Source organism: Bradyrhizobium sp. (assembly GCF_030697065.1).
Classification (GTDB): domain Bacteria; phylum Pseudomonadota; class Alphaproteobacteria; order Rhizobiales; family Xanthobacteraceae; genus Bradyrhizobium.
Map to the genome: position 1 here is coordinate 45283 of NZ_JAUYQU010000108.1, position 22397 is coordinate 67679.

Consider the following 22397-nt stretch of genomic DNA (forward strand, 5'->3'; position numbering starts at 1 on the left):
CGATGGCGAATATCAACCTGCGGAACGTCGATCTCAACCTGCTGATCGTGTTCGACGCCGTGTTCGCCACCGGCAATATCAGCCACGCCGCCCGGCAACTGGCGCTGAGCCAGCCCGCCGTCTCCAACGCCCTGACGCGGCTGCGCGAGCATTTCGACGATCCGCTGTTCGTGCGCGCCGGCCGCGGCGTCAAGCCGACCAACCGCTCGCAGCAGATGATCGAGCCGGTACGCGAGGCGCTGCGGCTGATCCGGCAGCAGTTCGACGGCGACCGCGCCCTCGACCTCGTTTCCTACAAGCGGCACTTCCGCATCGTGATGGTGGACCCGCTGGAGCCGCTGCTGATGGCGCCGCTGCTGCGCGAGATCGCCTGCCATGCGCCGCTGGTCACGATCGAGTCGCGGCCGCCATGGAACACCAACGTCGCCGGCGACATCATCGCGGGAACGCTGGATCTCGCCTGCTACACGTTTCCGGTCAGTGCGCCGGGTCTGGTGATGACGACGATCTGCCCATGCGAGTATGTCGTCATTGCCCGCAACGACCATCCGGGCATCGGCAGGACGCTCGACCTGAAGACCTTCATGACGCTCGGCCATATCGCGCTGATCGGGGAGTTGCGCAACCACGCCACGGTCGATCGCGACATCATCACCCGCGGCGGCAACCGGCGGATCGCCTACCTCGTCAACAAGGTGTGGTCGATGCCCGCGATGGTGGCCGCCACCGATCTCGTGGCGGTGGTGCCGCGCCGCTTTGCCGAGCAGATGGCCCCGATCTTCGGCCTCGGTTTGCACGAGCCGCCGATGCCGGTCTCCGAACAGCATTTCCACATGATCTGGCACGAGAACAGCAACGACGATCCCGGCCATCGATGGCTGCGCGAGACGCTGATGCGGCAATTGCAAACGGACGGGTCCGGCAGCGAAGCCGGGTGACATCGCCGCGCGTGGCGACACCCCGCTGGAAGCGTCACCGGCCGCCCGGACCGGCCAATTCGTCGCCCGTCGCATACAGCGCACAGTCCGGCGCATGCTTGGCGCATTCGGCAAGGGCCGCCGCCTCGGCCTGGGCCGGCGTCCGCAATCCGGCGCGGAACGCGTATTGGCCCTTCGGCGATACTGCAAAGGCCTTGTGTGGGCCGCTGGCGAGGTAGGCGGCAAAACCCGCGCGGCCTTTTTCGCCGAACTGCCGGGGCGGCGGCAGCGCCGCGGGAGCCGGCGCGGCGATCAGGTCGCGCGTGCCGAGATTCATCTCGCGCAGGAACGCATCGACCATCGGGGTCCAGATCGACGCTCCGGCCGCGGAGAACAGCGCGTGGCCGTCGCGGCCGAAGGCCGGCGCGTCGATCAACCGGGCGCTTCCGCCGGCGGCGGTGAAGGCGGCGTGCATCCGGCGCGCCAGTTCCGGTCCGAAAAACCTGTCATTGCGGGCATAGACCCACAGCATCGGCGTTCGCGATGTCTTGCCCAGGGCTGCGAAAGCGCGGACCAGCGCGTCCGCGTCGCACACATCGTCGTCGGCGCGCGAGCCGCGGCCGCCGGCGAAATTGATCACGGCGGCGAGGCCCGGCGGCGGATCGGCCGACAGCGCGATGCTGGCATATCCGCCGGCGGAAATGCCGACGGCGACCATGTCCTGCGTGGCGACATCGGCGCGCCGGCCGAGCGCATCGACGGCGGCGCGCAAATCGGCGGCCGAAGCGCTCGCCGAGGCGAGATAGTCGCGGCGGGTGCAGGGACCGTTGCTTTCGGCGTAGCTGCCGCCGGAATCGCCGTAGCCGCGGCGCATCACCACGACCGCGGCAAAGCCGCGGCGGGCGAATTCCGTGGCCTGCGCATAGAGGCCGTTGGGTGTCATGCGCCCGCGGGCCGCGGCATCGCGCGGCGCTCCGTGGCTGAGAAGGGCCAGCGGATAGCGCTTGGTGCCGGCCGGCCGGATCAGCATGGCTTCCAGCCCGCGGGGGCCGGCGGCCGCCGACGGTATCCGCAGATTTTCGCGATGGAATTGATCGGCCGCGGCCGGCGCCGCCGTGAGCAGGACCACCAGTGCCAGCGCGATGCGCATCATTTTCCGTCGAAGTTTCGGTGCAGCCACGGCTGGAATTTCGCCAGGATATCTTCCGTCAGCGGCGTCGGCTTGCGCGTGGCTTCGTCCAGCAGCACCGATACCGATCGTGCCGAGGCGACGCAGATACTATCGGAAAATACCACCTGATCGAACGTCACCGAGGTGCGGCCGAATTTCACCACGCCGAGTCCCATCTCGATGGTGCCCGGCCAGCGCAGTTCGGCGCGGAAATGCATGTCGAGCCGGACCATGATCCAGGTGACGCCTGATGGCATCAGGCCGTAACTGCGGTCCTTCATCAGCGTGACCCGCCCGGTTTCGAAATAGGTCGCGTACACCGCGTTGTTGACGTGCTGGTTGGGATCGAGGTCGGCGAACCGCACATTGTCGGTCAGCCGGTAGGGAAAATCCTCCAGGCGGGGCGTCGAATCGAGGCGAGCAGGGGCATTCACGGCGGCAATCTCCTGACATTCCGCGCCCATACAGCCCAGTTATGCAGGTCCGGCAAGGGGTTGCCGGGCAGCCCTGTCGCCCATTTATGGCTTTCCTCGGCTCCCGGCGTTGGCTAGACAGGCGCAGCCCAACGGCCCCCGGCCGGCCGGCGACGGTTCAACTGAAAAAGAAGCTGACATGAGCGAAGCGATCAAGACCGATGTGCTGATTATTGGCGCGGGCCCCTGTGGACTGTTCGCCGTGTTCGAACTGGGCCTGCTCGACATGAAGGCGCATCTCGTCGACATCCTCGACAAGATCGGCGGCCAGTGCGCCGAGCTCTATCCGGAAAAGCCGATCTACGACATTCCCGGCATTCCTTTCGTCACCGGCCAGGGCCTGACCGATGCGCTGATGGAGCAGATCAAGCCGTTCAACCCGACCTTCCATCTCAACGAGATGGTGGAGACGATCGAGAAGATCGGCGACCCCGGCTTTCGCGTCACCACCGATGCCGGCCAGGTGTTCGAATGCAAGGTGGTGGTGATCTCGGCGGGCGGCGGCTCGTTCCAGCCGAAGCGGCCGCCGGTGCCGGGCATCGAGGCCTATGAGGGCACCTCGGTATTCTATTCGGTGCGCAAGATGGAGCAGTTCCGCGACAAGGATATTCTGATCGTCGGCGGCGGCGACTCCGCGCTGGACTGGACCCTCAATCTGCACCCGATCGCCAGGCGCGTCACGCTGCTGCACCGTCGCGACGATTTCCGCGCCGCGCCCCACAGCGTCGAGCAGATGCGCGCGCTGGTGGCGGCCGGCAAGCTGGAGCTCAGGATCGGCCAGGTCACCGAGCTCGAGGGCAAGGACGGCCAGCTCACCGGCGCCACCGTGAAGGGCAATGACAATGCCATGACGAAGATCTCGTGCGACACGATACTGCCGTTCTTCGGCCTGACCATGAAGCTCGGTCCGGTCGCCAATTGGGGCGTGGCGCTGGAGAACAATCTGGTCGCGGTCGAGACCTCGGCGTTCGAGACCAACATCCCCGGCATCTTCGCCATCGGCGACATCAACACCTATCCCGGCAAGCTGAAACTGATCCTGTGCGGTTTCCACGAGGGATCGCTGATGGCGCAGAAGGCGCACCGCTACATCTATCCGGACAAGCGGCTGGTGTTCCAGTACACCACCTCGTCCTCCAGCCTGCAGAAGAAACTCGGGGTCAACTGACCGCCGCAAATGCCGCTGCAATATGGCAGCGCCACGCCGCCCGGCTGATCCGATGCCGGTCGGCGGCGCTGGAACCCTCCGCGAAATGGCCTTAGTCTGGGGCCATTGTTTTATGGATTGGTCAGGTGGTGGTGAACATGCAGACTGCGATATCCAGAATTAAACAGACACTTTTGTTCGTGATCGGTTTCGGCCTGTTCGCCACCATGGCGGCGGCGCAAGTCGCGGAGCCGACAGCCGCGGGACTCTGGCAGAAGATCGAGGAGGGCAAGCCGGTCGGCTGGTTCCTGTTCGTCGAACGCGACGGGGTGTTCGAAGGCGTGATCGCGAAGACCTTCCCGCGGCCCGGCGACGCTCCGAACCCGATCTGCAGCAAGTGCGTCGATGACCGCATGAACGCGCCGCTGCTCGGATTGTCCTTCATCAGGGACATGCAGCGCGACGGACTTAAATACGAGAAAGGCAACGTTCTCGATCCGCGCGACGGCAAGATCTACAAGGCGAAGATGACCGTCAGCCCGGACGGCCAGTCGCTCACCATGCGCGGCTATATGGGGATCGCGCTGTTCGGCAAGGACGAGACCTGGACCCGGCTGCCTGACACCGCGATGGCCGAGCTCGATCCCGCGGTCGTCGCCAAATGGCTGCCGGCGCAGGCCGCGGCGATGAAATCGCCGGCCGGCGCCAAGGCTGCCAAGCAGCCCGCCGCCAGGAAGAGCACGGCGCCCGCCCCCGCGGCCTTGCCGGCGCCGGCGCGCTGACGCCGGATCAACGAACGTCCGGCGCCATCTCCATCGGCGCCAACTCCGCCGGTGCCGCCGGCACCGGGTCGACCGCATCGAGCCGAAGCACCGAGGCCGCGGCCGGCACGGCTGCGTCCGCCATCGCGGCATGGCCCTCGGCCGAGGGATGCACCGCGCCGCCATAGACCGCGGAGAGAATGCCCCAGGTCGCATCGTGGATATCGGAGGGCTGGCTGGAAGCCGGCAAGCCGCCGGGATAAGTCATCGCGGCGAAATAGCTGTCATTGGCGTCGCGGATCCAGCGCGCCCGCGGCAGATAGGCGCGGTATTCGCCGGCGCTGCGGCCGCACAGCATCGGCTGGCTGGCCGCCGTGACGATGTCGGGATCGAAACTTTCGCCCTTGGGCGAAAAGCACGCCTGGTCGAATTCCGGATCGGTCGGCGCCCGCGCGCAAAATCCGCGGCCGGCGAAGGCGGGCTGGTGCGCATCGACGAAGGTCATGCGGTCGGCGGCGGGATCGCGGCACAGGATGCCGCCCTGGCACAGCGCGAGCGCCTTCAGCGCCGGCAGGAACTCGTTCTGCACGTAATTGGAGACGTGGGCGAGCCGTCGCGGCTCGGCATTGAACGAGGGGTGAATGTCAAAACCGGCGGGGCCGCCGGGGCAGGGTACGCCGCCCGCCGCCAGCGTCGGATTGGCGTAGGACACATAGACCACCCGCGACATGTCGCCGACCAGCGGCTTCAGCGCTTCGCGCAATTTTGCAAACCCCCGCGGCAGATCGCGCGTCATGGCGCTGCGGGAATCCTCCACCGAGCCGATCACGCCGGAGCGCCGGAACAGCGCGCGCTCGGTGGCATTGTCCACGATCACGTCGGCGACCAGCCCGGAAAAATTGATGTCGTTGGCGCCGATCGAGAGCAGCACCAGATCGAGGTTGCGGTCGGGCTGGCGGCGCTTGGCGGCGGTGACGGCTTCGCGCAATTCGGTGAGCTGCGCGCTCACCTTGCCGGAGCATTTGGCGCCCGATTTGGTCGGCGGGCATTCCCGCGCCTGCTGCGAGCCGAACAGCCCCTCGGCGATGGTGGCGCCGGTGCAGGCCAGCGGCAGGTAGGTCACCGCGATGTGCGGATACTGCGCGGCGAGCGCCAGCGCGGTGCGGGTCTGGTAGCTGTACAGCGAGCGATGGCAGGCCGAATTGAGCCACAGCGCGCTCTGGCGCTGCCACACCTGCAGCGAGTCGGGCGCCTCGCAGGCCCGGCCGCCCTTGTAGCCGGCGCGGCTCGGCCGGTAATACTGCGTGTAGGCCATGCCGAGATAGGAGCGGAAACAGAAACCCACATCGGCCAGCGCCACCGGCCGGTCGGGATTGCCTTCGCCCGACGCGATGCTGTCGCCGAGGCCGGCGATGAAGATATCGCGCACCGCGATCTCGGTAGAGATCCGAACCGGCGCGTCGGCGGACGAGACGTCCACGGTGGCCAGCGTCGGCCGGCCGTAGCGCGCCCGGAAATTGACCGGCTCGGCGCAATCGAAGGTGGATTGCCGGGGGCCGTCGCCGTCCTCAAGGGTCCAGGCGCAGGTGGCGCCGACCGGAACCTGCCCGGTCAGCCGGACCGTGACCGGGTGCTCGGTGGGGGTCAGGTAGCTTTCCTTGACGCCGTCGCGGGTGCAGGGCTCGCTGACGCGGCCGAGCAGGTCGATGCAGAGCCGGTTCACCGCATTTCGGGCCCAGCCGCGGCCGTCGCTCTGCAGCGCCAGCGCCTGTTCGGTGGCCAGCACGCTGCGGCCGGCGCCGCCCTCGGTATGCAGCGCGAAGTCGCGCTCCTCGCGGAACAGCCGGAACCGGTTGCGGACTTCCCACGAAATCTGCATCGCGCTATCCGGCGCGCCTGGCATCGCCGGCGTGCTTTGCATGGCCGCGGGCGGCAGCAGAGGGGTCTGCGCCGCCGCCGGCAGCACATTTGGCGCCGCCGCGAGCAGCGCCGCGGGCAGGATGAGGCGGATTTGAATTCGAACCATGGCGCCTTTGACGCTACTGGTAGGGCGGAAATAAGAGAAATCCGGACGGATTCGATAACGTGGCTGTTACTCGCGCTCTACCCCTGCGCCTGCCGCTTTACCGGCTGCGGCACGGCGTTGGAAGAGGTGCAGACCTCGGCCAGTTCGCTGAGCCGGCGGCGTTCCATCCACGGCTTCACCACGCTGAGCCACACTTCCCGCAAACCCATGATCGAGATCGAGATCGCGAACGGGATCAGGAAATACAGGATCCGGAACACCACCAGGGTCGCCAGCAATTGCTCGCTGACGAACTGGGGCAGGGCGACCAGCATGGCGGCGTCGAACACGCCGATCGAGCCCGGCGCATGGCTGGCGAAGCCGAGCAGGGTGGCCAGGATGAACACCACCGCCAGCGACACGAAATCGATGTGGGGCTGCGCCGGCATCAGCAGGTACATCGCCAGCGCGCAGAATCCGAGATCAACCACACCGATCAGGATCTGCAGCAACGTCAGCCGCGCCGAGGGCAGCACCACCTTCCAGCCGTTCTGGCCGAGTTCGCGGCGTTGCTCGCCGGTCACCAGCCAGACGAAATAGGCCGCGATGCCGGCCAGGCAGCCGATCGCGATCAGCCGGTTCACCGCCGGCGGCAGCAGGTCCATCGCGGTCGCCGCCTCCGGGTGCCAGGCCATGCCGATGCCCAGCACGAACAGATTGCCGAGCCAGAAAGTCAGGCCGGACAGGAAGCAGATCTTGGCGACGTCGATGGCGGAGAGGCCGTGGTCCGAATAGATCCGGAACCGGATCGCGCCGCCGGTGAACACCGTGGCGCCGATGTTGTGGCCGATCGTGTAGCTGGTGAAACTCGCCAGCGCGGCGGTGCGATAGGGCACGTGGTTCTTGCCGATGGTGCGCAGCGCGAAGAAATCATAGAAGGTCAGCGTGCAGAACGCGCCGATCACGCACAGCGCGGCCAGCGCGATGTTGGCAAGCGGAATCTCCGTCAATGCGGTCAGGATCACGCCGGTATCGACCCCCTTGAGGGTGCGGACCATCGTGGAAATGGCGAAGGCGATAATGACGAGGCTTGCGGCGATCCCCAGCCGTTTCCAGCCGATCCGTTCCTTGAAGCCACGCCTCAGCGTGGTCAGCAGTCGATGCATTCGTCCTCCCGGCGGGGCGGCAACCTGTTGCGAGCCTTTTCGCAGCGATTGATGACAGGCATACCGCCAACCGCCCGATCCAGCCCAGACCCATAATGCAAAAACGCGGCGTTGGGCAGTCCTTGACAACGCCCGGCCATGCGGCCTCCGCCGGGACGGGCGTCATATTTCCTGCATATCGCCTACGCGCAAAACCCGGCTCCCGGCATTGACCGGGATCATCAACGGCCCGCGGGCCTGGTGGCCCGTTCCATCACGATGCTTTGGGCTCGCGCCAGGAACATCCCGGCAATGCCCCGGTTAGCGCTGTATCCGAAATCGAACGAACCGAACGCCCGTGAGCAACGGGCCGCCGGACTGTTCCCCTACCAGGAGGACCCGCATGGGACTGTTCAGTAAAGACATCCAGACCATGGACGACCTGTTCGTGCACCAGTTGCAGGACATCTATTACGCCGAGAAACAATTGGTGAAGGCGCTGCCGAAAATGGCCGACAAGGCCACCGACAGGCAGCTCAAGCAGGGCTTTGTGACCCATATCGAGGAAACCCGGATCCAGCTGCAGCGCCTCGAACAGGTGTTCCAGATGCACGGCGCTGAGGTGAAGGCGGTGAATTGCCCGGCGATCGACGGCATCATCGCGGAAGCCGAGGAGATCTTCGGCGAGGTCGAGGACAAGTCGGTGCTCGATGCCGCCCTGATCAACGCCGCTCAGGCCGTCGAACATTACGAGATCGCGCGCTACGGCAGCCTGGTTGCCTGGGCCAAACAGCTCGGCCGCAACGACTGCGCCGTCGTGCTGCAGAAAACCCTCGACGAGGAAAAGGCCACCGACAAGAAGCTGACCACCCTGGCCGAGAGCCGCATCAACCTGCGCGCCGCGAGCTGACCGGCGAAACCGGATTCGATCAGAGCGCCGCGCGGGAAATCCCGCGCGGCGTTTTTTCTTGTCCTCCCCCCGCGAAGCGGTGGGGAGGGTGGCGGGCCGCAGGCCCGCCGGGTTGGGGGGCGGCTCCTCCGCAGGCCTACAGCGGCGGAATTGGATGCAGCAGCGTGCAGGCGCCGCTCGAATGAGCGGAGCGTCACCCCTCGTCATTGCGAGCCAACGGGTCGCGCGAACGCGCGCCCGAAGAGAGGCTCGCGAAGCAATCCATCTTGCTGGGCGAGAAAGAATGGATTGCTTCGTCGCAAGCGCTCCTCGCAATGACGGCTGCGGAGATCGGCGAGTTGCTTCGACAGGCAGCCCTTCGACAGAAGCGGTCAACCGCCACCTTCATCAAACGGATTGACGATGGCGAGCCCGCCGATTTTTCGGCCGTGCTGCATGTCATCGGTGTAGAGCGTGTCGCAGCCGGCCTGCAGCGCGGCGGCGACGATCAGCGCGTCGTAGAACGACAGGCGATGATCGCGGGCCAGCGCGACGGCGGCTTGATGCGTGTTCAAGGTGACCGGAACGACATCGTCGAGCGAGGCGCGAAAGAGCCCGAGCGCGAACTCGATTTGTGGCCAGTCGTGGCCGAACTTCCGCCGTGCGACATGAACGAATTCGTTCAGTACCTGCACGCTGGCGAAGCCACGTCGCCCCAGGCACTCGTTGGCTGGTTGTCTTTTCGCATCCGAACTCGCGGCGTAAACCAGAATGTTGGTATCGAAAAACGCCGTCACCGTTCGTTGGCCTCGTCCCGATCGAATTTGTAATCGGGAGGAAGCGTCCAGTTCAGCGAGGCGATGTCCTTGAGCGCGGCCTTGCGACGGTCCTCTTTCTGCACGACCAACGTTCGTTCGGCCACATCGACGATGTTGATCTCGTCCCCGACGATCAGGCCCATCTTCTCCACCAGCGCCTTGGGCAACCGCACGGCCAGGCTGTCGCCCCATTTCGAAACTTGCATGGCTACCTCCTTGTCGTGAACCTAATGATATCATGGAAATGATATCATTCTCAAGAGGCGGCATTTCTGTGGGCGATAAATCCGCCGTTTCCACCGCCCACCCGGGTCTGCCCGCAGGTTCCATCCGGCGGTTTCGGCCCCGCACGGCTTTTGCGGGCCGATCCGATACCGCCCGGTCCCGTTGCCATCCCCTTGTAAGCCCTCGTTATCCACGATCGGAACGATACCGCGCCTGACCACCGCGAAACACCGACCCGTTCGTTGTCCCGGTGAAGCGAGGTCCAATGTATCAAGTTCTCAACTCCCTGATGATCGAGCACGACTGGCGCCTGGTGGCGCTGGCCGGTGCGGTCTGTCTGCTGGCGAGCGCGGTGACGGTCAGCCTGTTCCAGCGCGCGCAGCAGACGGCGGGCAACACCCGGCTGCTGTGGCTGGGCCTCGATGCCGCTGCCGGCGGATTCGGGATCTGGGCAACGCATTTCGTGGCCATGCTGGCTTACGGGCGCGGCACCGGTCTGAGGTATGATTTCGGCCAGACCGCGGTGTCGCTGCTGCTGGCCGTGGTCATCACCGGCGCCGGTCTTGGCATCGCCGTGCGCCACGACCGGCGATGGATCGCGGCGACCGGCGGCGCCGTCGTCGGTCTCGGCATCGCGGCGATGCACTACACCGGCATGCTGGCGCTGGAATTGCCCGCCCGCCTGATCTGGTCGCACGGCACCGTCGCGGCGTCGCTGCTGCTCGGCGTGGTTTTTTCCAGCCTCGCGGTATTCGTCGCCGCACGGCGTGAGGACTTTCGCCATGGGGCTGCGGCGGCCGCGCTGCTGGCGATCGCCATCCTGGCGCATCACTTCACGGCGATGGGGGCGGTCTCGTTCATTCCGGATCCTGCCGTGGTCATCGATGGCCCGTCGCTGTCGTCCGCCGCGCTCGCTCTGTTCATTGCCGGCGCCGCTGCCATCCTGCTCGGCATGTGCCTGCTGGCGGCATTGCTCGACCGGCGATCGAAGGGCGAACTGCGCCAGCAGGAAATCCTGCTCGACACCGCGCTGGAGAACATGTCACAGGGCCTGTGCATGTGCGACGCCGACGGCCGCATCGTGCTGTTCAACGAGCGCTACACCCGAATGATGGGCCGCACCATCATGTCCTTCAAGGGCAGGCGGCTGCTCGAACTGTTCGAGCATCAGAGGGTCACCGGCGAGCGGGAGCACAACCCGGAGCAGGTTTACGAAAGCATCGTGACGCAGATGCGCGGTGGCCAGACGGCGACCCGGATCGTCGAGCGGAACGGGCGCACGATCCGCGTCGTCAATCAGCCGATGGACGGTGGCGGCTGGGTCGCGACCTTCGAGGACATCACCGAATGGCAGCAGGCGCAGCAGCAGATTTTTCACATGGCCCGTCATGACGCGCTGACCGATCTGCCGAACCGCACGCTGTTCAGGGAGCGGCTGGAACTGGCGCTGGGAGCGGCCGGGTCCGGCGACCGCATCGCCGTGCTCTGCCTCGATCTCGATCATTTCAAGGATATCAACGACACGCTCGGTCACCCGATCGGCGACGCCTTGCTGCGGGACGTCGCCCGGCGCCTGCGCGCGACCGTGCGCGCCGGCGATACCGTCGCGCGTCTCGGCGGCGACGAGTTCGCCATCGTCCAGTTGCGCGGCGATGCCGAGACGTCCGCGGTGGCCGCGCTGGCCGGCCGCATCGTCGATGTGATCGGCGCGCCCTACGACATCGACGGCCACCAGCTCACCATCGGCGTCAGCATCGGAATTACGCTCGTGCCCGACGACGGCGGTGATCCGGACCAGTTGCTCAAGCATGCGGATCTGGCGCTTTATCACGCCAAGGCGGAGGGGCGCGGCGTCTACCGTTTCTTCGAGCCGGGCATGGATGCCCGCGCCCAGGCCCGCCGCACCCTGGAGCTCGACCTGCGCACCGCGCTGTCGTCGGACCAGTTCGAGGTCCATTACCAGCCGATCCACAATCTCGAGGCGGACAGGATCGTCGCCTTCGAGGCGCTGCTGCGCTGGAATCATCCGCGCCGCGGCCTGATCGCGCCGATCGAATTCATTCCGGTGGCGGAACAGACCGGCCTGATGATCCCGCTCGGCGACTGGGTGCTTCGCCGGGCATGCCGGGACGCCGCCGGATGGCCCGGTGATATCCGGGTCGCCGTCAACCTGTCGCCGGTGCAATTCCGCAATCCCGACATGGTGTCCTCGGTCACGGCCGCGCTGGCGGCGGCCGGGCTGCCGGCCCGCCGCCTCGAACTGGAGATCACGGAGACGGCGCTGCTGCAAAACAGCGAGGCGACGCTTTCGATGCTGCACGCGCTTCGCGGCCATGGCGTGCAAATCGCGATGGACGATTTCGGCACCGGCTATTCGTCGCTGAGCTATCTGCGAAGCTTTCCGTTCGACAGAATCAAGATCGACGGCTCCTTCGTGGGAGAACTCTCCACCCGCGGCGACGCGATCGCGATCATCCACGCCGTCGCCGTGCTGGCCAGGAGGCTGGGCATTTCGACGACGGCCGAAGGAGTCGAGACCCGGGAGCAACTGGCGATGCTGCGGCTGGAAGGCTGCACCGAGGCGCAGGGCTATCTGTTCGGCCGGCCGCGCCCCGCCGTCGAGGTCGACGCGTTGCTGTCCGGGTCAAGCCTGCGGGAAGTCGCATGACCTCGCGGCCCGATGCGATGATGGGGTGTTGGCTCGATTACTCCGCTCACGACCTGCGCAGCGCAAAATGCGCGCCGCAGAACGCCACGACGGCGCCGAGGCCGAGCGCCGCGAGGCCCGCGAGCACGCCCGATATGGTCGGGACCGGGCTCGGCGCCGAGGCCGCCTGGCCGGCGCCGGCCAGCACCAGCACGCCGACCGCGATCAGGAACTGGCGCATCCGCGGCGGAATCTGCCCGGATACCGCGCTGTCCAGCAGCGTCGCCGTCAGATAGCCGCCGGAAAAACCGAAGCTGGCGATCAGCCACCACGCGATGGCGGCGCCCGCCGGCATGAATTCGCCGCTACCGGCGCGCCACAGGCCGCCGAGGTCGAGGCCGTAGCGCACCCCCATCATGTGTACGGCGAGCGCCAGCAGCACCCCTGATATCATCGCGCCCGCCAGGATCAGGCGGCGCGGAAAATAAGTCGTCTCGGCCATCGGCCATTTGTAGGGTAAAGCCGGCGGGGCGCGCAAGCCGGCGTCGCCCGCCATGACCGGGATAATCGCATTGCCAGAGCCATCGATCGAACATGCCACGACGTCCGCGGAAGCCGCGCCCTCCGCCAGTTACGCCTACAAGGCGTCGCTGGTCGGCAGCGCCCATCAATTCGAGCTGACGGAGCAGGGGCTGTCCTGGCAGGTCGGGAGCAGGTCCGGCGTCTGGCCCTATGCCGATATCGCCGAGATCAGGCTGTCGTACCGGCCGGCGTCGATGCAGTCGCGCCGTTTCCGCTGCGATATCACGCGCAACGACGGCCAGCGCATCGCCATCTATTCGACCAGCTGGCAGACCATCGCCCTGATGACGACGCAGGACCGGCCCTACCGCGACTTCATCACGCAGCTGCATGCGCGGATGCAGCAAGCGGGCAGCACGGCCAAGCTGACCGGCGGGATCAATTACGCTGTCTTCGTCGCGGGGGGCGCGCTGGTGGCGCTGGTCGCAATCGCGATCACCGGGCTGCTGGTGCGCGCGCTCGCCACCGGCGAGTTGGGCGGGGCGCTGTTCCTGGTCGGCTTCGCCGCGCTGTTCGCCTGGCAGATCGGCGGCTTCCTGCGGCGCAACCGTCCGCAGCCCTATACGTTCGACGCTCTGCCGCAGGCGCTGCTGCCGCAGGGCAAATAGAGGTCCGGCACCGCGACAATGACGTCCGTCATTCGGTCGAATCGAAATCCTCTTCCTGGGCGTTCAGCATTCCCGCCAGCGTGCCCAGCGCGGCTTCGAGTTGGTCGATCGGAGGGGCCGCCAGCGCCAGCCGCACCGCGTTCGGCGCATGGCCGGGGCTGGCGGCGAATGTCGTCGAGGGCGTCAACGCGATGTCGCGCCGGGCTGCTGCGGCGACGAAGGTCTGCGAGCGCCAGTGCGGCGGCAAGGTCAGCCACAGATGGTAGGATTTGGGGTTGGTCTGGATTTCGAGGCCGGCAAGGCAGGCCGCCGCGATTTTCTGGCGCGCCTGCGCATCGAGCCGTTTCAGCCGCGCCAGTTCGGCCGCGGTGCCGTCGGCCATCAATTGCTGGGCGGCGGCGAAGGCAAATCCCGCCGCGGTCCAGCCGCCGGAGCGCACCGACGCCATGACGTTTTCGCGCAGCCGCGGCGGCGCCACGACGAAGCCGAGCGAAAGCCCGGGCGCCACCTTCTTGGAGAGGCTGTCGAGCACCACGCAACGGTCCGGCGCCAGGGCCGCCAGCGGCGGCTCGTCGTCGAGGAACGAATAGACGGCGTCCTCGATGACGACGAGATCGAGCTTCTCGACCACGCGCAACAGGTCGGCGCGGCGCGCGGCGGGCATGGTGATTCCGAGCGGATTCTGAATGACGGGCTGAACGTAGATCGCCGACAGATGGGCTTCGCGATGGGCCTTTTGCACGGCGTCCGGACGCACGCCGTGTTCGTCCATCGCCAGCGGCACCAGCGTGACGCCGAGCCGGGCGGCGATGCCCTTGATGAACGGGTAGGTCAGCGCCTCGACGCCGCAGCGGCCGCCGGCCGGCACCACCGCGGCCAGCGCGGCCGCGATGCATTGCCGGCCATTGGCGGTGAACACCATCTGCTCGGGTCGTGGCGACCAGTCCCTGTTTTGCCGGGTGAGGTAATCCGCGGCGGTCCTTCTCAAGCCCTGCGTTCCCGTGCTGGTCGCCTGCCGCAACGCGATATCGAGCGCCTCCGGCCGGTTCAGCCCCTCCAGGCTTTTGGCGATCAGCAGCGATTGCGTCGGCAGCATCGGATAGTTGAATTCCAGGTCGATTTTTGCACCGCGCGGCTCGGTCGAGGCGGCGATGCCGCGGCGCGCTTCGCCCGAAATGAACGTGCCCCGCCCGACCTCGCCGACCACGAGGCCGCGGCGCAACAGCTCGGTGTAAACCCGGCTCGCCGTCGAGGTGGCGATCTTGCGCTCATAGGCAAAGGTACGCTGCGGCGGCAGCCGGTCGCCGGGCTTGAGGACGCCGCTGGCGATCTCGGCGGCGACGGCATCGGCGAGCTTGGCGTATTCGAATTTCGACATTATTGCACCGAGAGCAATGTTTTACTTGCACCGATACAATTAGAGGATCAATTAGACGCCTTCAAGCCCCGAGATTGCACTGAGGAGAGCGAGAGCAATCCGACGTCGCCGAGGCGCAACCGCTGCCCGCAGCGCCTGCGCCAGCGGCATTGCCAAGCCGGGCTTAAGGCCGATTGGAGAAGAAAGATGACCACGATATCCCAGACTGCCGCACAACCTTCGATCCCCCAATGGTCGGGTGGGTTGGTGCGCTGGATCGGTGCCGGGGCGCTTGCCGCGGCGGCCTATTGGGAACGCCGGGCCGCGATCAGGGCGCTGCTGGAGCGGGACGACCGCGAATTGCGCGACATCGGCCTGGTGCGCAGCCAGATCGAGGCGGCGGTCGGCGGCGCCTTCCATCCGGGCACGGAACGGATGCGGTAACTCCCTGTAATTACAGGGAGTCCTATCTGTGCATGGGGTTGTTTTCGTGATTTTGCGCAGGCGGTGCGCTCAGTGCCGCACCACCAGCACCGAGCACTTGGCGTAGCGCACGACATGGCCGGCATTGGAGCCGAGAAAATAGGTGCGCATCGCCGGCCGGTGGGATGTCATGACGATCAGGTCGGCCTTGATCGCCGCGGCCTCCTCGAGGATCTCGTGATAGATGCCGCCCTGCCGCACCACGCTCGAGATCCGGGCCGCCTCGATGCCCGATTCCCGTGCCACGATGCTGAGCGCCTCCTCGGAGGTCTCGCGCTGCTGGGCGTCGAAATCGGCCGGCACATATTCCGCCAGCATCACCGGCGTCATTGGCAGGACGTTGAGCAGGCGCACCATGCCGCTCCAGGTCTGCGACAGCGTCGCCGCCGTGGCGATCGCGCCCTTCGCCAGATCGGTATCGGCGAGATCGATCGGCACCAGAATGGACTTGAACATCTGCGCCTCCGTGTTCGCGATCAGCCTACCACAGAAAAAACCGCATCCGCCTCAGTCGCCCGAGGCCAGCTTCAACAGCCTCGGGCTGACGAACCGGGCCAGCCGGCCGCGGCGGAATGCCACGTCGCTCCAGTCGTCGACTTCGAAGTCGAAGATCGCCAGGCCCGATGTCGGCAGATTGTCGCCGAGTTCCTTGCGTCCGGCGGGGTCGCCGCTGCCGGCCAGCATCAGCGCCAGTTCATGCATGCCGGGATTGTGCCCGACCAGCATCAGGACCTTCGGATCGGCCGCAGCCGCGGCATGGACGGCTTCCAGCAACTGCGTCGGATCGGCGCCATAGAGTTCCGGCACAAATTCGACCCGCGGCGGCGGCACGAGATCCTGCATCGCCTCCCAGGCGATTTCCCAGGTCTGGTTGGCGCGGACCGCGGTTGAAACCAGCACCGAATCGGGAAACGGCGGATGCCGGCCGATCCAGCCGCCGATCTCGGCGGCGTCGCGCCGGCCGCGGTCGTCCAGCCGGCGGTCCTGATCGCGGCCCGACGGTGCGTCGTTCTCGGTCTTGGCGTGACGCAGCAGCAGCAAACGACGCATGGCGCAATCTCGATTCGGTTCAGGCCCACCGGATTAATCTACAAGCTCATGCCCGGGACAAGGTGACAAGCGCCTGATCGGTCCCTAAGAAAACGATATGGACGAGACTTTCACAAGCGCGACCAACGGGCCGGATGCCGCCGCGGCGCCGGCGCGCTCGCGGCTTTCGTTCGACCTCGATGTCGATATCTGCGTGATCGGCGCAGGACTTGCCGGCCTCACGGTGGCGCTCGAGGCGGCACGGCTCGGCGCGAGCGTCGCGGTGCTCGAGGGCCGGCATGTCGGCTGGAGCGCGTCGGGCCATCAACTCGGCACGGTGATGCCCGGTTACGGACTGGCCATCGGCGAGCTGATCGCGCGCATCGGCCTGGAAGACGCCCGCGAACTCTGGTCGCTGTCGAAAGAGGGCGCGGAGTATGTCCGGGCCAACGCCACCGAAGCGCAGATGCCGGGGATCGCGCTCAGCGAGGGAGCCCTGGAGGTCTCCAACGTCGAGGCCGGCGATGCCTTGATCAGCCGGCTGCAGATGCTCGGCGAGGACTTCGATACCGAAGTCGAGGGCTGGCAGGTCGACCGCGTGCGCGCCGAAATCAAGACCAGTCACTATTTCCACGGGGTGTATTATCCCCGGGCGTTTCAACTCGACGGCCGAAAATATCTTCATGGCCTTGCCGCGCTGGCGCGGCGGGCAGGGGCGCGGATTTTCGAGGACACGCCGGTCGTCAGTATCGATCCATCGGGCATCCGCAAGCGCATCGTGACGCCGTCGGCGCGGTTGCGCGCGTCGCATATCGTGCTCGCCGGCAACGTCCATCTCGGCGCGCCGCTGCGGCGGCTTTCGGAAACGCTGCTGCCGGTTTGGCGCTACGCCGGGGTGACCGAGCCGCTCGGCGAACGGCTGGCCGACGTCATGACGTTTCAGGGGTCGGTGACCGACAGCGACGGCATCGACCATTTTCGGATCGTCGAGGGCGACCGGTTGATGTGGGCCAGTCCGGAAACCACATGGGCGGCGCGGCCCGAGCGCTACGCGCCCGCCATTGCCCGAAGGATCCACACCATCTTTCCGCAACTCGGAAAGGTCGGGATTGCCGAAATGCGGGGCGGCGTGGTCGGCGAGACCGTGCACGGCATGCCGCAGATCGGCCAGCTGCGTAAGGGCCTGTGGGTCGCCAGCGGCTTCGGCCGCCACGGCCTGAACACGACGGCAATGGCGGGGCTGCTGATCGCGCGCAGCATCCTGTGGGGCGAAGAACGCTGGCGGCTGTTTTCGCCGTTCGAACTGGTCTGGGCGGGCGGCGCCACCGGCCGAGCCGCCGGGCATGTCATCGGGTTGTGGGGGCGGGGAAGTTCCGCCGCCGCCGGTGCGCTGGCCCGCTACCGGGAACGGGCGCGGGTTCAGGAACGCCTGCGCGAGGCGCGGCTGGCCGAGGCCAACCGGCAGGCAGGAACCCGAGGGCCGCCGCCGCGCCGGCCGCAGCCCGGCCGCCCACCTCCGGAGCGTCCCGTCCCGCAGGCCACGGCAAGCCCGGGCGAAGGCGAGGGAGCTTCCTGATTGCTCCGGTGCAGGGGGCAGGGATGGCCTTCTCGCAACAAAGTGAGAAATTTCGTGCCGGATCCATGTAACTTCTGATGCCGCGCCCCGTATCTCACAGCGACCACGTCCTGTTCCGCTTCGCACGGAGACCATCATGTTTGACCGCCGTATCCTGCTCGCATCCGTCGCCGGTCTGTTCGGCCTTGCCGCCTTTCGCTGGCTGCGATCCACCCCGGCCAGTGCCGCGGAGAAATTCGAGATCGAAAAGACCGATGCGGAATGGCGCGCGCAGCTGACGCCGCAACAATACGAGATCCTGCGCAAGCACGGCACCGAACGTCCGGGCTCGAGCCAGCTCCTGAAGGAAAAGCGCAAGGGCATCTTCGCCTGCAACGGCTGTGACCTGCCGCTGTTTGCCTCGGAGACGAAATACGACAGCGGCACCGGCTGGCCGAGTTTCTATCAGCCGCTGGAGAACGCGGTGGGCAAGACCGAAGATCGCAGCCTGGGAATGCTGCGGACCGAAGTGCACTGCCGTCGCTGCGGCGGGCATCTCGGTCATGTTTTTGACGACGGGCCGAAGCCGACCGGATTGCGCTACTGCATCAACGGTTTTGCGATGGTGTTTCATCCGGCGCCGGCCTCGGCGACCTGATTTGCAGGCTTGGGCCCGGCAATTGTTGCCCGTCCCGGCAATTGTGCCCCGGTCCCTGGATCGGGGCTTTTCATCTAAGATCCTGATTTTACATACTTAAAAATTTGGCACGGTGCTTGCGACACGCTCCTTCGACAGCGGCCCGGGTTTTTGAGACCGGCTGGCCGCCCGGATCGAACTTGGAGAAAGTGTCATGGGTATCTTCGGTGCTTTAACGACCGCGGTCGGCGGCCTGCGCGCACAGTCGTACGCACTCGAAAACATCTCGGGCAACATCGCCAACTCGCAGACCACGGCCTTCAAGCGCATCGACACCAGCTTCCTCGATCTCATTCCATCGACCGGGTTGACCAGCCAGCTTGCCGGAAGCGTCACCACCGCTTCGCGCAGCACCAACACGGTGCAGGGCGACGTGCAGTCGGCCTCGGTCGCCACCTACATGGCGATCAACGGCAGCGGGTTCTTTGCGGTGCAAAAGCCTGGAACGTTTACCGACGGCCAGCCGGTGTTCGACGGCGTCGATCGCTATACCCGCCGCGGCGATTTTCAGCTCGACAAGAGCGGCTATCTGGTCAACGGCGCGGGTTACTATCTTCAAGGCGTCCCGGTCGACCCGACCACCGGCAACCTGACCGGAAGTTCGCCGCAGGTCCTGAAGTTCCAGAACGATTTTCTGCCGGCGCAGGAAACCTCCAAGATCGAGTATCGCGCCAACCTCGCCAGCTATCCGCTGACGACCAATCACGACAAGTCGATCACGGGATCGGAATTGCTGGCTCCGGGCTCGTTCACCGCGGGCTATAACCCCCTGGTGTTGGGAACGCCGGCCGCGCCCTATGTCGATGCAATCACGGGCGGCACCGTCCAGAACAACAAGGACACACCCTCAGTAGCCAACACCGGCGCGACCATGCTGTCGGGTGTGACCCCCAGCAATTCGCTCGTGGCCAATTTCGCCGTCGGTGACACCATCACGGTCAACGGCACCGTGGTTACCTTCGTCGCGGCGGGTGCCGTCGGCGACCAGCTCAACATCACCGACAACATCAACGACTTGCTTGCGAAAATCGACTCGATCACCGGAACGGCCATACCATCCACCATTTCCGGCGGCGCCATTACCCTGCATTCCGGCACCACCTCGGATCTCTCGGTCACCAGTTCAAATTCCAGCGCCTTTGCCGCACTCGGCTTCACCGGCACCGCGACCGCACTCCGTACCGGCGGCGGCACTGTCGGAACCGGTCAGGTGATCGGCCAGGACAATTCGACTTTTCTCAATCAGACCGTCGCCGGCGGCGCGGTGACCACTTACGATGTGTCGGGTGCGCCGGTGAACCTGCAGTTCCGCTGGGGCAAGGTAGACAGCGTTTCGCTCGGTGTCGGTCACACCGAGACATGGAACATGTTCTATCAGGTGAATCCGAACGCAACCGGTACCAACGTAGCCTGGCAAAACGTCGGTACCAACTTCACGTTCTCGGCAAGCGGCCAGATGACCCCGGCAATCGCTTCCATCACGCTTACCAACGCCGCGGTCAATGGCCTGTCGATTGGAAGTCCGGTGCTGGTTTTCGGTAGCGGTGGCGTGACACAGTTCGCCGATGCCAACGGCAACGTGCAGGTCAACCAGATCCAGCAGGACGGTTTCCCGGCCGGCATGCTGCAATCGGTCGGCGTCTCGACCAACGGACGCATCGTCGGCAACTACTCCAACGGCCGAAATCTCGATCTCGCCGAAATCACGCTGGCCAGTTTCAACGGCACCAACTTCCTCAAGCGCGCCGACGGCGGCGCTTTCGAGGCGACCGACGGATCCGGCCAGGCGCTCTACGGCAAAGGCGGAACCATCGTTGGTTCGTCGCTTGAGGGGGCGAACACCGACATTGCCGACGAATTCACCAAGCTGATCGTCACCCAGCAGGCCTATTCCGCAAACACCAAAGTCATCACCACGTCCAACACCATGATGCAGGATCTCCTGAACGTACTGCGGTAATCGCGGTCCGCGATCGATCCAAGATGGGTAGTATGTCATGAGTCTGGGTCAAGCCCTTGCTACGGCGATGTCGGGCCTGCGTGTAACGCAGGCGTCGCTCGCACTGGTTTCGTCCAACGTCGCCAATGCGGAATCACCGGGCTATGTCCGCAAGACCCTCAATCAGATTACAGGCGTCACGGGCGACTTCGGCTCCAGCGTCCGTATCAACGGCGTCAACCGCGAACTCGATCAGTATTTGCAGACCCAGATTCGCACCGAGACCTCCGGTGCCACTTATGCCAACGTCCGGGCAACCTATCTGGCCAATCTGCAATCGGTGTATGGCAACCCGGATTCGGCCGGTACCATCGAGGACGCGTTCAACAAGCTGACCACGGCGGTGCAGGGACTGTCGACCAGCCCGGACTCTGCGTCGGCGCGAATCGGCGTCGTCAATGCCGCGCAGGCGCTGGCGCAGCAGCTCAATGCCACGAGCCAGGGTATCCAGAACCTGCGTGCCAATGCTGAAACCGGAATCAACGATTCCATCAACATTGCGAACAACGCGATGAAGCAGATCGCGCTCATCAACAATCAATTGCAGAACAACGGCCGGACCGATGCCGCGACGGCGTCGCTGCTCGATCAACGCGACCAGTACATCGATCAGATGTCGCAGTTGATGGACATTCGGGTTGTCACCAACAACCTCAACCAGGTGACGTTGTTTACCAATTCCGGTGTGCAACTGGTGGGGACCGAGGCTGCGAGGCTGTCCTTCAATCCGCAGGGTACGGTCACGCCGAACACGCTGTACGATCCGGATCCGGCGAAAAACAATCTCGGCACCATCACCATCGATTTTCCGGATGGCGGCAGCTACGACCTGGTCGCCACCAATGCGATCCGCTCGGGCAAGCTCGCCGCCTATCTCGAACTGCGCGACAACACGCTGGTCAAAGCACAGACGCAGATCGATCAATTCGCGGCGGCAATGTCGAGCGCGCTGTCGGACCAGACAACGGCGAGTGTCGCGGCGCCTGCCAGCGCATTGCCGCAGGCCGGCTTCGATCTCGATCTGGCGGGATTGCAGACCGGCAACGTCGCGCGTATCACCTACAAGGACAACATCACCGGCATCACGCACAATCTTTCGATTCTGCGGGTCGACGATCCCAGCATATTGCCGCTGAGCAACAATGCTACGCTCGATCCGAACGACAGTGTTCTCGGCATCGATTTCTCCGGCGGCATGGCCTCCGTCGTCACACAGCTCAACGCGGCGCTCGGCGCCAGTGCCAGCCTGCAATTCTCGAACCCGTCGGGATCGACGCTGCGCGTGCTCGATGACGGCGCGACGAACCGGACGGATGTCACCGCGGCTTCGGTCACCAAGACGGTGTCGTCGCTGACCGGCGGCAGCGCGCAGCTTCCGCTGTTCACCGATGGCGGCGCGCTCTACACCGGCGCCTTGACCGCCAACGGGTCGCAGCAAACGGGTCTCGCCGGCCGGATCAGCGTCAACCACGCGCTGCTGGGTGATCCCTCCCGTACCATCGTCTACTCAACCAATCCGCTCACCGCCGCGGGCGACACCACGCGCTCCGATTTCATCCTCGACAAGCTGATGACCGGCACCTACCGGTATTCGCCGGAGACCGGCATCGGCACCACCGGAGCGCCGTTCACCGGCACGCTGCTGAACTTCACCAGACAGGTGATCAGCATGCAGGGCGAAGCCGCGAGTTCCGCCGCGCTGCTGTCTGACGGCCAGGAGGTCGTTCTCAACACCCTGCAGAACAAGATGAACGCAACTTCGGGCGTCAACATCGACGACGAGATGGCGCACCTGTTGGCGCTGCAGAATGCCTATTCGGCCAACGCACGCATAATGTCCACGGTCAAACAAATGTACGACGTCCTGATGCAGGCAATGTGAGGATTCC

General features: G+C 65.6%; 21 protein-coding genes. 11 read left to right on the plus strand and 10 right to left on the minus strand.

The genetic code is table 11. The features are described from left to right. The first annotated feature begins 2 nt into the window (after positions 1 to 2). Positions 3 to 938: a LysR family transcriptional regulator gene (locus Q8R73_RS08515; RefSeq protein ID WP_305719102.1), complete on the plus strand. Its 936-nt coding sequence runs from the start codon at positions 3 to 5 to the stop codon at positions 936 to 938. Positions 939 to 972: 34 nt separating this feature from the next. Here Q8R73_RS08515 and Q8R73_RS08520 read toward each other — a convergent pair whose 3' ends face one another. Both Q8R73_RS08520 and Q8R73_RS08525 read right to left on the minus strand, forming a co-directional pair. After that, the gene (locus Q8R73_RS08520) at positions 973 to 2097 is read right to left on the minus strand and encodes a S9 family peptidase (RefSeq protein ID WP_305719103.1); all 1125 of its coding nucleotides are present in this window, start codon (positions 2095 to 2097) and stop codon (positions 973 to 975) included. Further along, a complete protein-coding gene (locus tag Q8R73_RS08525; protein ID WP_305320549.1) occupies positions 2067 to 2522 on the minus strand; it encodes a thioesterase family protein in 456 nt (151 codons plus the stop codon). The genes Q8R73_RS08520 and Q8R73_RS08525 overlap by 31 nt, the downstream gene beginning before the upstream one ends. A gap of 178 nt (positions 2523 to 2700) precedes the next feature. Here Q8R73_RS08525 and Q8R73_RS08530 point away from each other — a divergent pair, with 178 nt between their 5' ends. Both Q8R73_RS08530 and Q8R73_RS08535 read left to right on the plus strand, forming a co-directional pair. Continuing rightward, positions 2701 to 3729, plus strand: a complete 1029-nt coding sequence (locus tag Q8R73_RS08530) for an NAD(P)/FAD-dependent oxidoreductase (RefSeq protein ID WP_305719104.1) — start codon at positions 2701 to 2703, stop codon at positions 3727 to 3729. A gap of 137 nt (positions 3730 to 3866) precedes the next feature. Then, positions 3867 to 4490, plus strand: coding sequence for a DUF2147 domain-containing protein (locus Q8R73_RS08535; RefSeq protein WP_371126062.1), 624 nt, complete (start codon positions 3867 to 3869; stop codon positions 4488 to 4490). 7 nt (positions 4491 to 4497) lie between these two features. Here the strand turns inward: Q8R73_RS08535 and Q8R73_RS08540 are convergent, their stop codons facing one another. Together Q8R73_RS08540 and Q8R73_RS08545 are read right to left on the minus strand one after the other, a co-directional pair. After that, entirely contained in the window at positions 4498 to 6495 is a 1998-nt protein-coding gene (locus Q8R73_RS08540; RefSeq protein WP_305719105.1) for a hypothetical protein, read from the minus strand. A gap of 77 nt (positions 6496 to 6572) precedes the next feature. Then, positions 6573 to 7640 carry a YbhN family protein gene (locus Q8R73_RS08545; protein ID WP_305719106.1) on the minus strand — a complete coding sequence of 356 codons (1068 nt, stop codon included), beginning with the start codon at positions 7638 to 7640 and terminating at the stop codon, positions 6573 to 6575. Positions 7641 to 8022: 382 nt separating this feature from the next. On the opposite strand from Q8R73_RS08545, the gene Q8R73_RS08550 reads away from it, so the two are divergent. Continuing rightward, positions 8023 to 8529 carry a ferritin-like domain-containing protein gene (locus tag Q8R73_RS08550; RefSeq protein ID WP_305719107.1) on the plus strand — a complete coding sequence of 169 codons (507 nt, stop codon included), beginning with the start codon at positions 8023 to 8025 and terminating at the stop codon, positions 8527 to 8529. A 371-nt stretch (positions 8530 to 8900) separates the two neighbouring features. On the opposite strand, the gene Q8R73_RS08555 is transcribed toward Q8R73_RS08550, so the two are convergent. Continuing rightward, positions 8901 to 9305 (minus strand): PIN domain-containing protein, encoded by a 405-nt coding sequence (locus Q8R73_RS08555; RefSeq protein ID WP_305719108.1) that lies wholly within the window; start codon positions 9303 to 9305, stop codon positions 8901 to 8903. After that, positions 9302 to 9532 (minus strand): AbrB/MazE/SpoVT family DNA-binding domain-containing protein, encoded by a 231-nt coding sequence (locus Q8R73_RS08560; protein WP_305719109.1) that lies wholly within the window; start codon positions 9530 to 9532, stop codon positions 9302 to 9304. Before Q8R73_RS08560 ends, Q8R73_RS08555 begins: the two co-directional genes overlap by 4 nt. Before the next feature lie 284 nt (positions 9533 to 9816). On the opposite strand from Q8R73_RS08560, the gene Q8R73_RS08565 reads away from it, so the two are divergent. Further along, complete coding sequence (locus Q8R73_RS08565) at positions 9817 to 12219, plus strand: EAL domain-containing protein (RefSeq protein ID WP_305719110.1); 2403 nt, start codon at positions 9817 to 9819, stop codon at positions 12217 to 12219. A 46-nt stretch (positions 12220 to 12265) separates the two neighbouring features. Here the strand turns inward: Q8R73_RS08565 and Q8R73_RS08570 are convergent, their stop codons facing one another. After that, a complete protein-coding gene (locus Q8R73_RS08570) occupies positions 12266 to 12700 on the minus strand; it encodes a hypothetical protein (protein ID WP_305719134.1) in 435 nt (144 codons plus the stop codon). A gap of 70 nt (positions 12701 to 12770) precedes the next feature. Between Q8R73_RS08570 and Q8R73_RS08575 the strand changes: the two genes are divergently transcribed. Next, positions 12771 to 13388, plus strand: coding sequence for a hypothetical protein (locus Q8R73_RS08575; RefSeq protein WP_305719111.1), 618 nt, complete (start codon positions 12771 to 12773; stop codon positions 13386 to 13388). Positions 13389 to 13416: 28 nt separating this feature from the next. Here Q8R73_RS08575 and Q8R73_RS08580 read toward each other — a convergent pair whose 3' ends face one another. Continuing rightward, the gene (locus Q8R73_RS08580; protein ID WP_305719112.1) at positions 13417 to 14766 is read right to left on the minus strand and encodes a PLP-dependent aminotransferase family protein; all 1350 of its coding nucleotides are present in this window, start codon (positions 14764 to 14766) and stop codon (positions 13417 to 13419) included. Between the two features lie 186 nt (positions 14767 to 14952). On the opposite strand from Q8R73_RS08580, the gene Q8R73_RS08585 reads away from it, so the two are divergent. Then, positions 14953 to 15189 carry a DUF1127 domain-containing protein gene (locus tag Q8R73_RS08585; protein WP_305719113.1) on the plus strand — a complete coding sequence of 79 codons (237 nt, stop codon included), beginning with the start codon at positions 14953 to 14955 and terminating at the stop codon, positions 15187 to 15189. A 69-nt stretch (positions 15190 to 15258) separates the two neighbouring features. On the opposite strand, the gene Q8R73_RS08590 is transcribed toward Q8R73_RS08585, so the two are convergent. Then, the gene (locus Q8R73_RS08590; protein ID WP_305719114.1) at positions 15259 to 15684 is read right to left on the minus strand and encodes a universal stress protein; all 426 of its coding nucleotides are present in this window, start codon (positions 15682 to 15684) and stop codon (positions 15259 to 15261) included. A 51-nt stretch (positions 15685 to 15735) separates the two neighbouring features. Next, positions 15736 to 16278 (minus strand): histidine phosphatase family protein, encoded by a 543-nt coding sequence (locus Q8R73_RS08595; RefSeq protein ID WP_305719115.1) that lies wholly within the window; start codon positions 16276 to 16278, stop codon positions 15736 to 15738. Positions 16279 to 16375: 97 nt separating this feature from the next. Between Q8R73_RS08595 and Q8R73_RS08600 the strand changes: the two genes are divergently transcribed. The 4 genes from Q8R73_RS08600 to flgK all read left to right on the plus strand — a co-directional run bounded on the left by Q8R73_RS08600 (position 16376) and on the right by flgK (position 22390). After that, positions 16376 to 17833 (plus strand): FAD-binding oxidoreductase, encoded by a 1458-nt coding sequence (locus Q8R73_RS08600; RefSeq protein WP_305719116.1) that lies wholly within the window; start codon positions 16376 to 16378, stop codon positions 17831 to 17833. Positions 17834 to 17969: 136 nt separating this feature from the next. Continuing rightward, positions 17970 to 18470 (plus strand): peptide-methionine (R)-S-oxide reductase MsrB, encoded by a 501-nt coding sequence (gene msrB / locus Q8R73_RS08605; protein ID WP_305719117.1) that lies wholly within the window; start codon positions 17970 to 17972, stop codon positions 18468 to 18470. A gap of 193 nt (positions 18471 to 18663) precedes the next feature. Further along, a complete protein-coding gene (locus tag Q8R73_RS08610) occupies positions 18664 to 20469 on the plus strand; it encodes a flagellar hook-basal body complex protein (RefSeq protein WP_305719118.1) in 1806 nt (601 codons plus the stop codon). 37 nt (positions 20470 to 20506) lie between these two features. After that, positions 20507 to 22390 carry a flagellar hook-associated protein FlgK gene (gene flgK / locus Q8R73_RS08615; RefSeq protein ID WP_305719119.1) on the plus strand — a complete coding sequence of 628 codons (1884 nt, stop codon included), beginning with the start codon at positions 20507 to 20509 and terminating at the stop codon, positions 22388 to 22390. Positions 22391 to 22397: the final 7 nt, after the last annotated feature.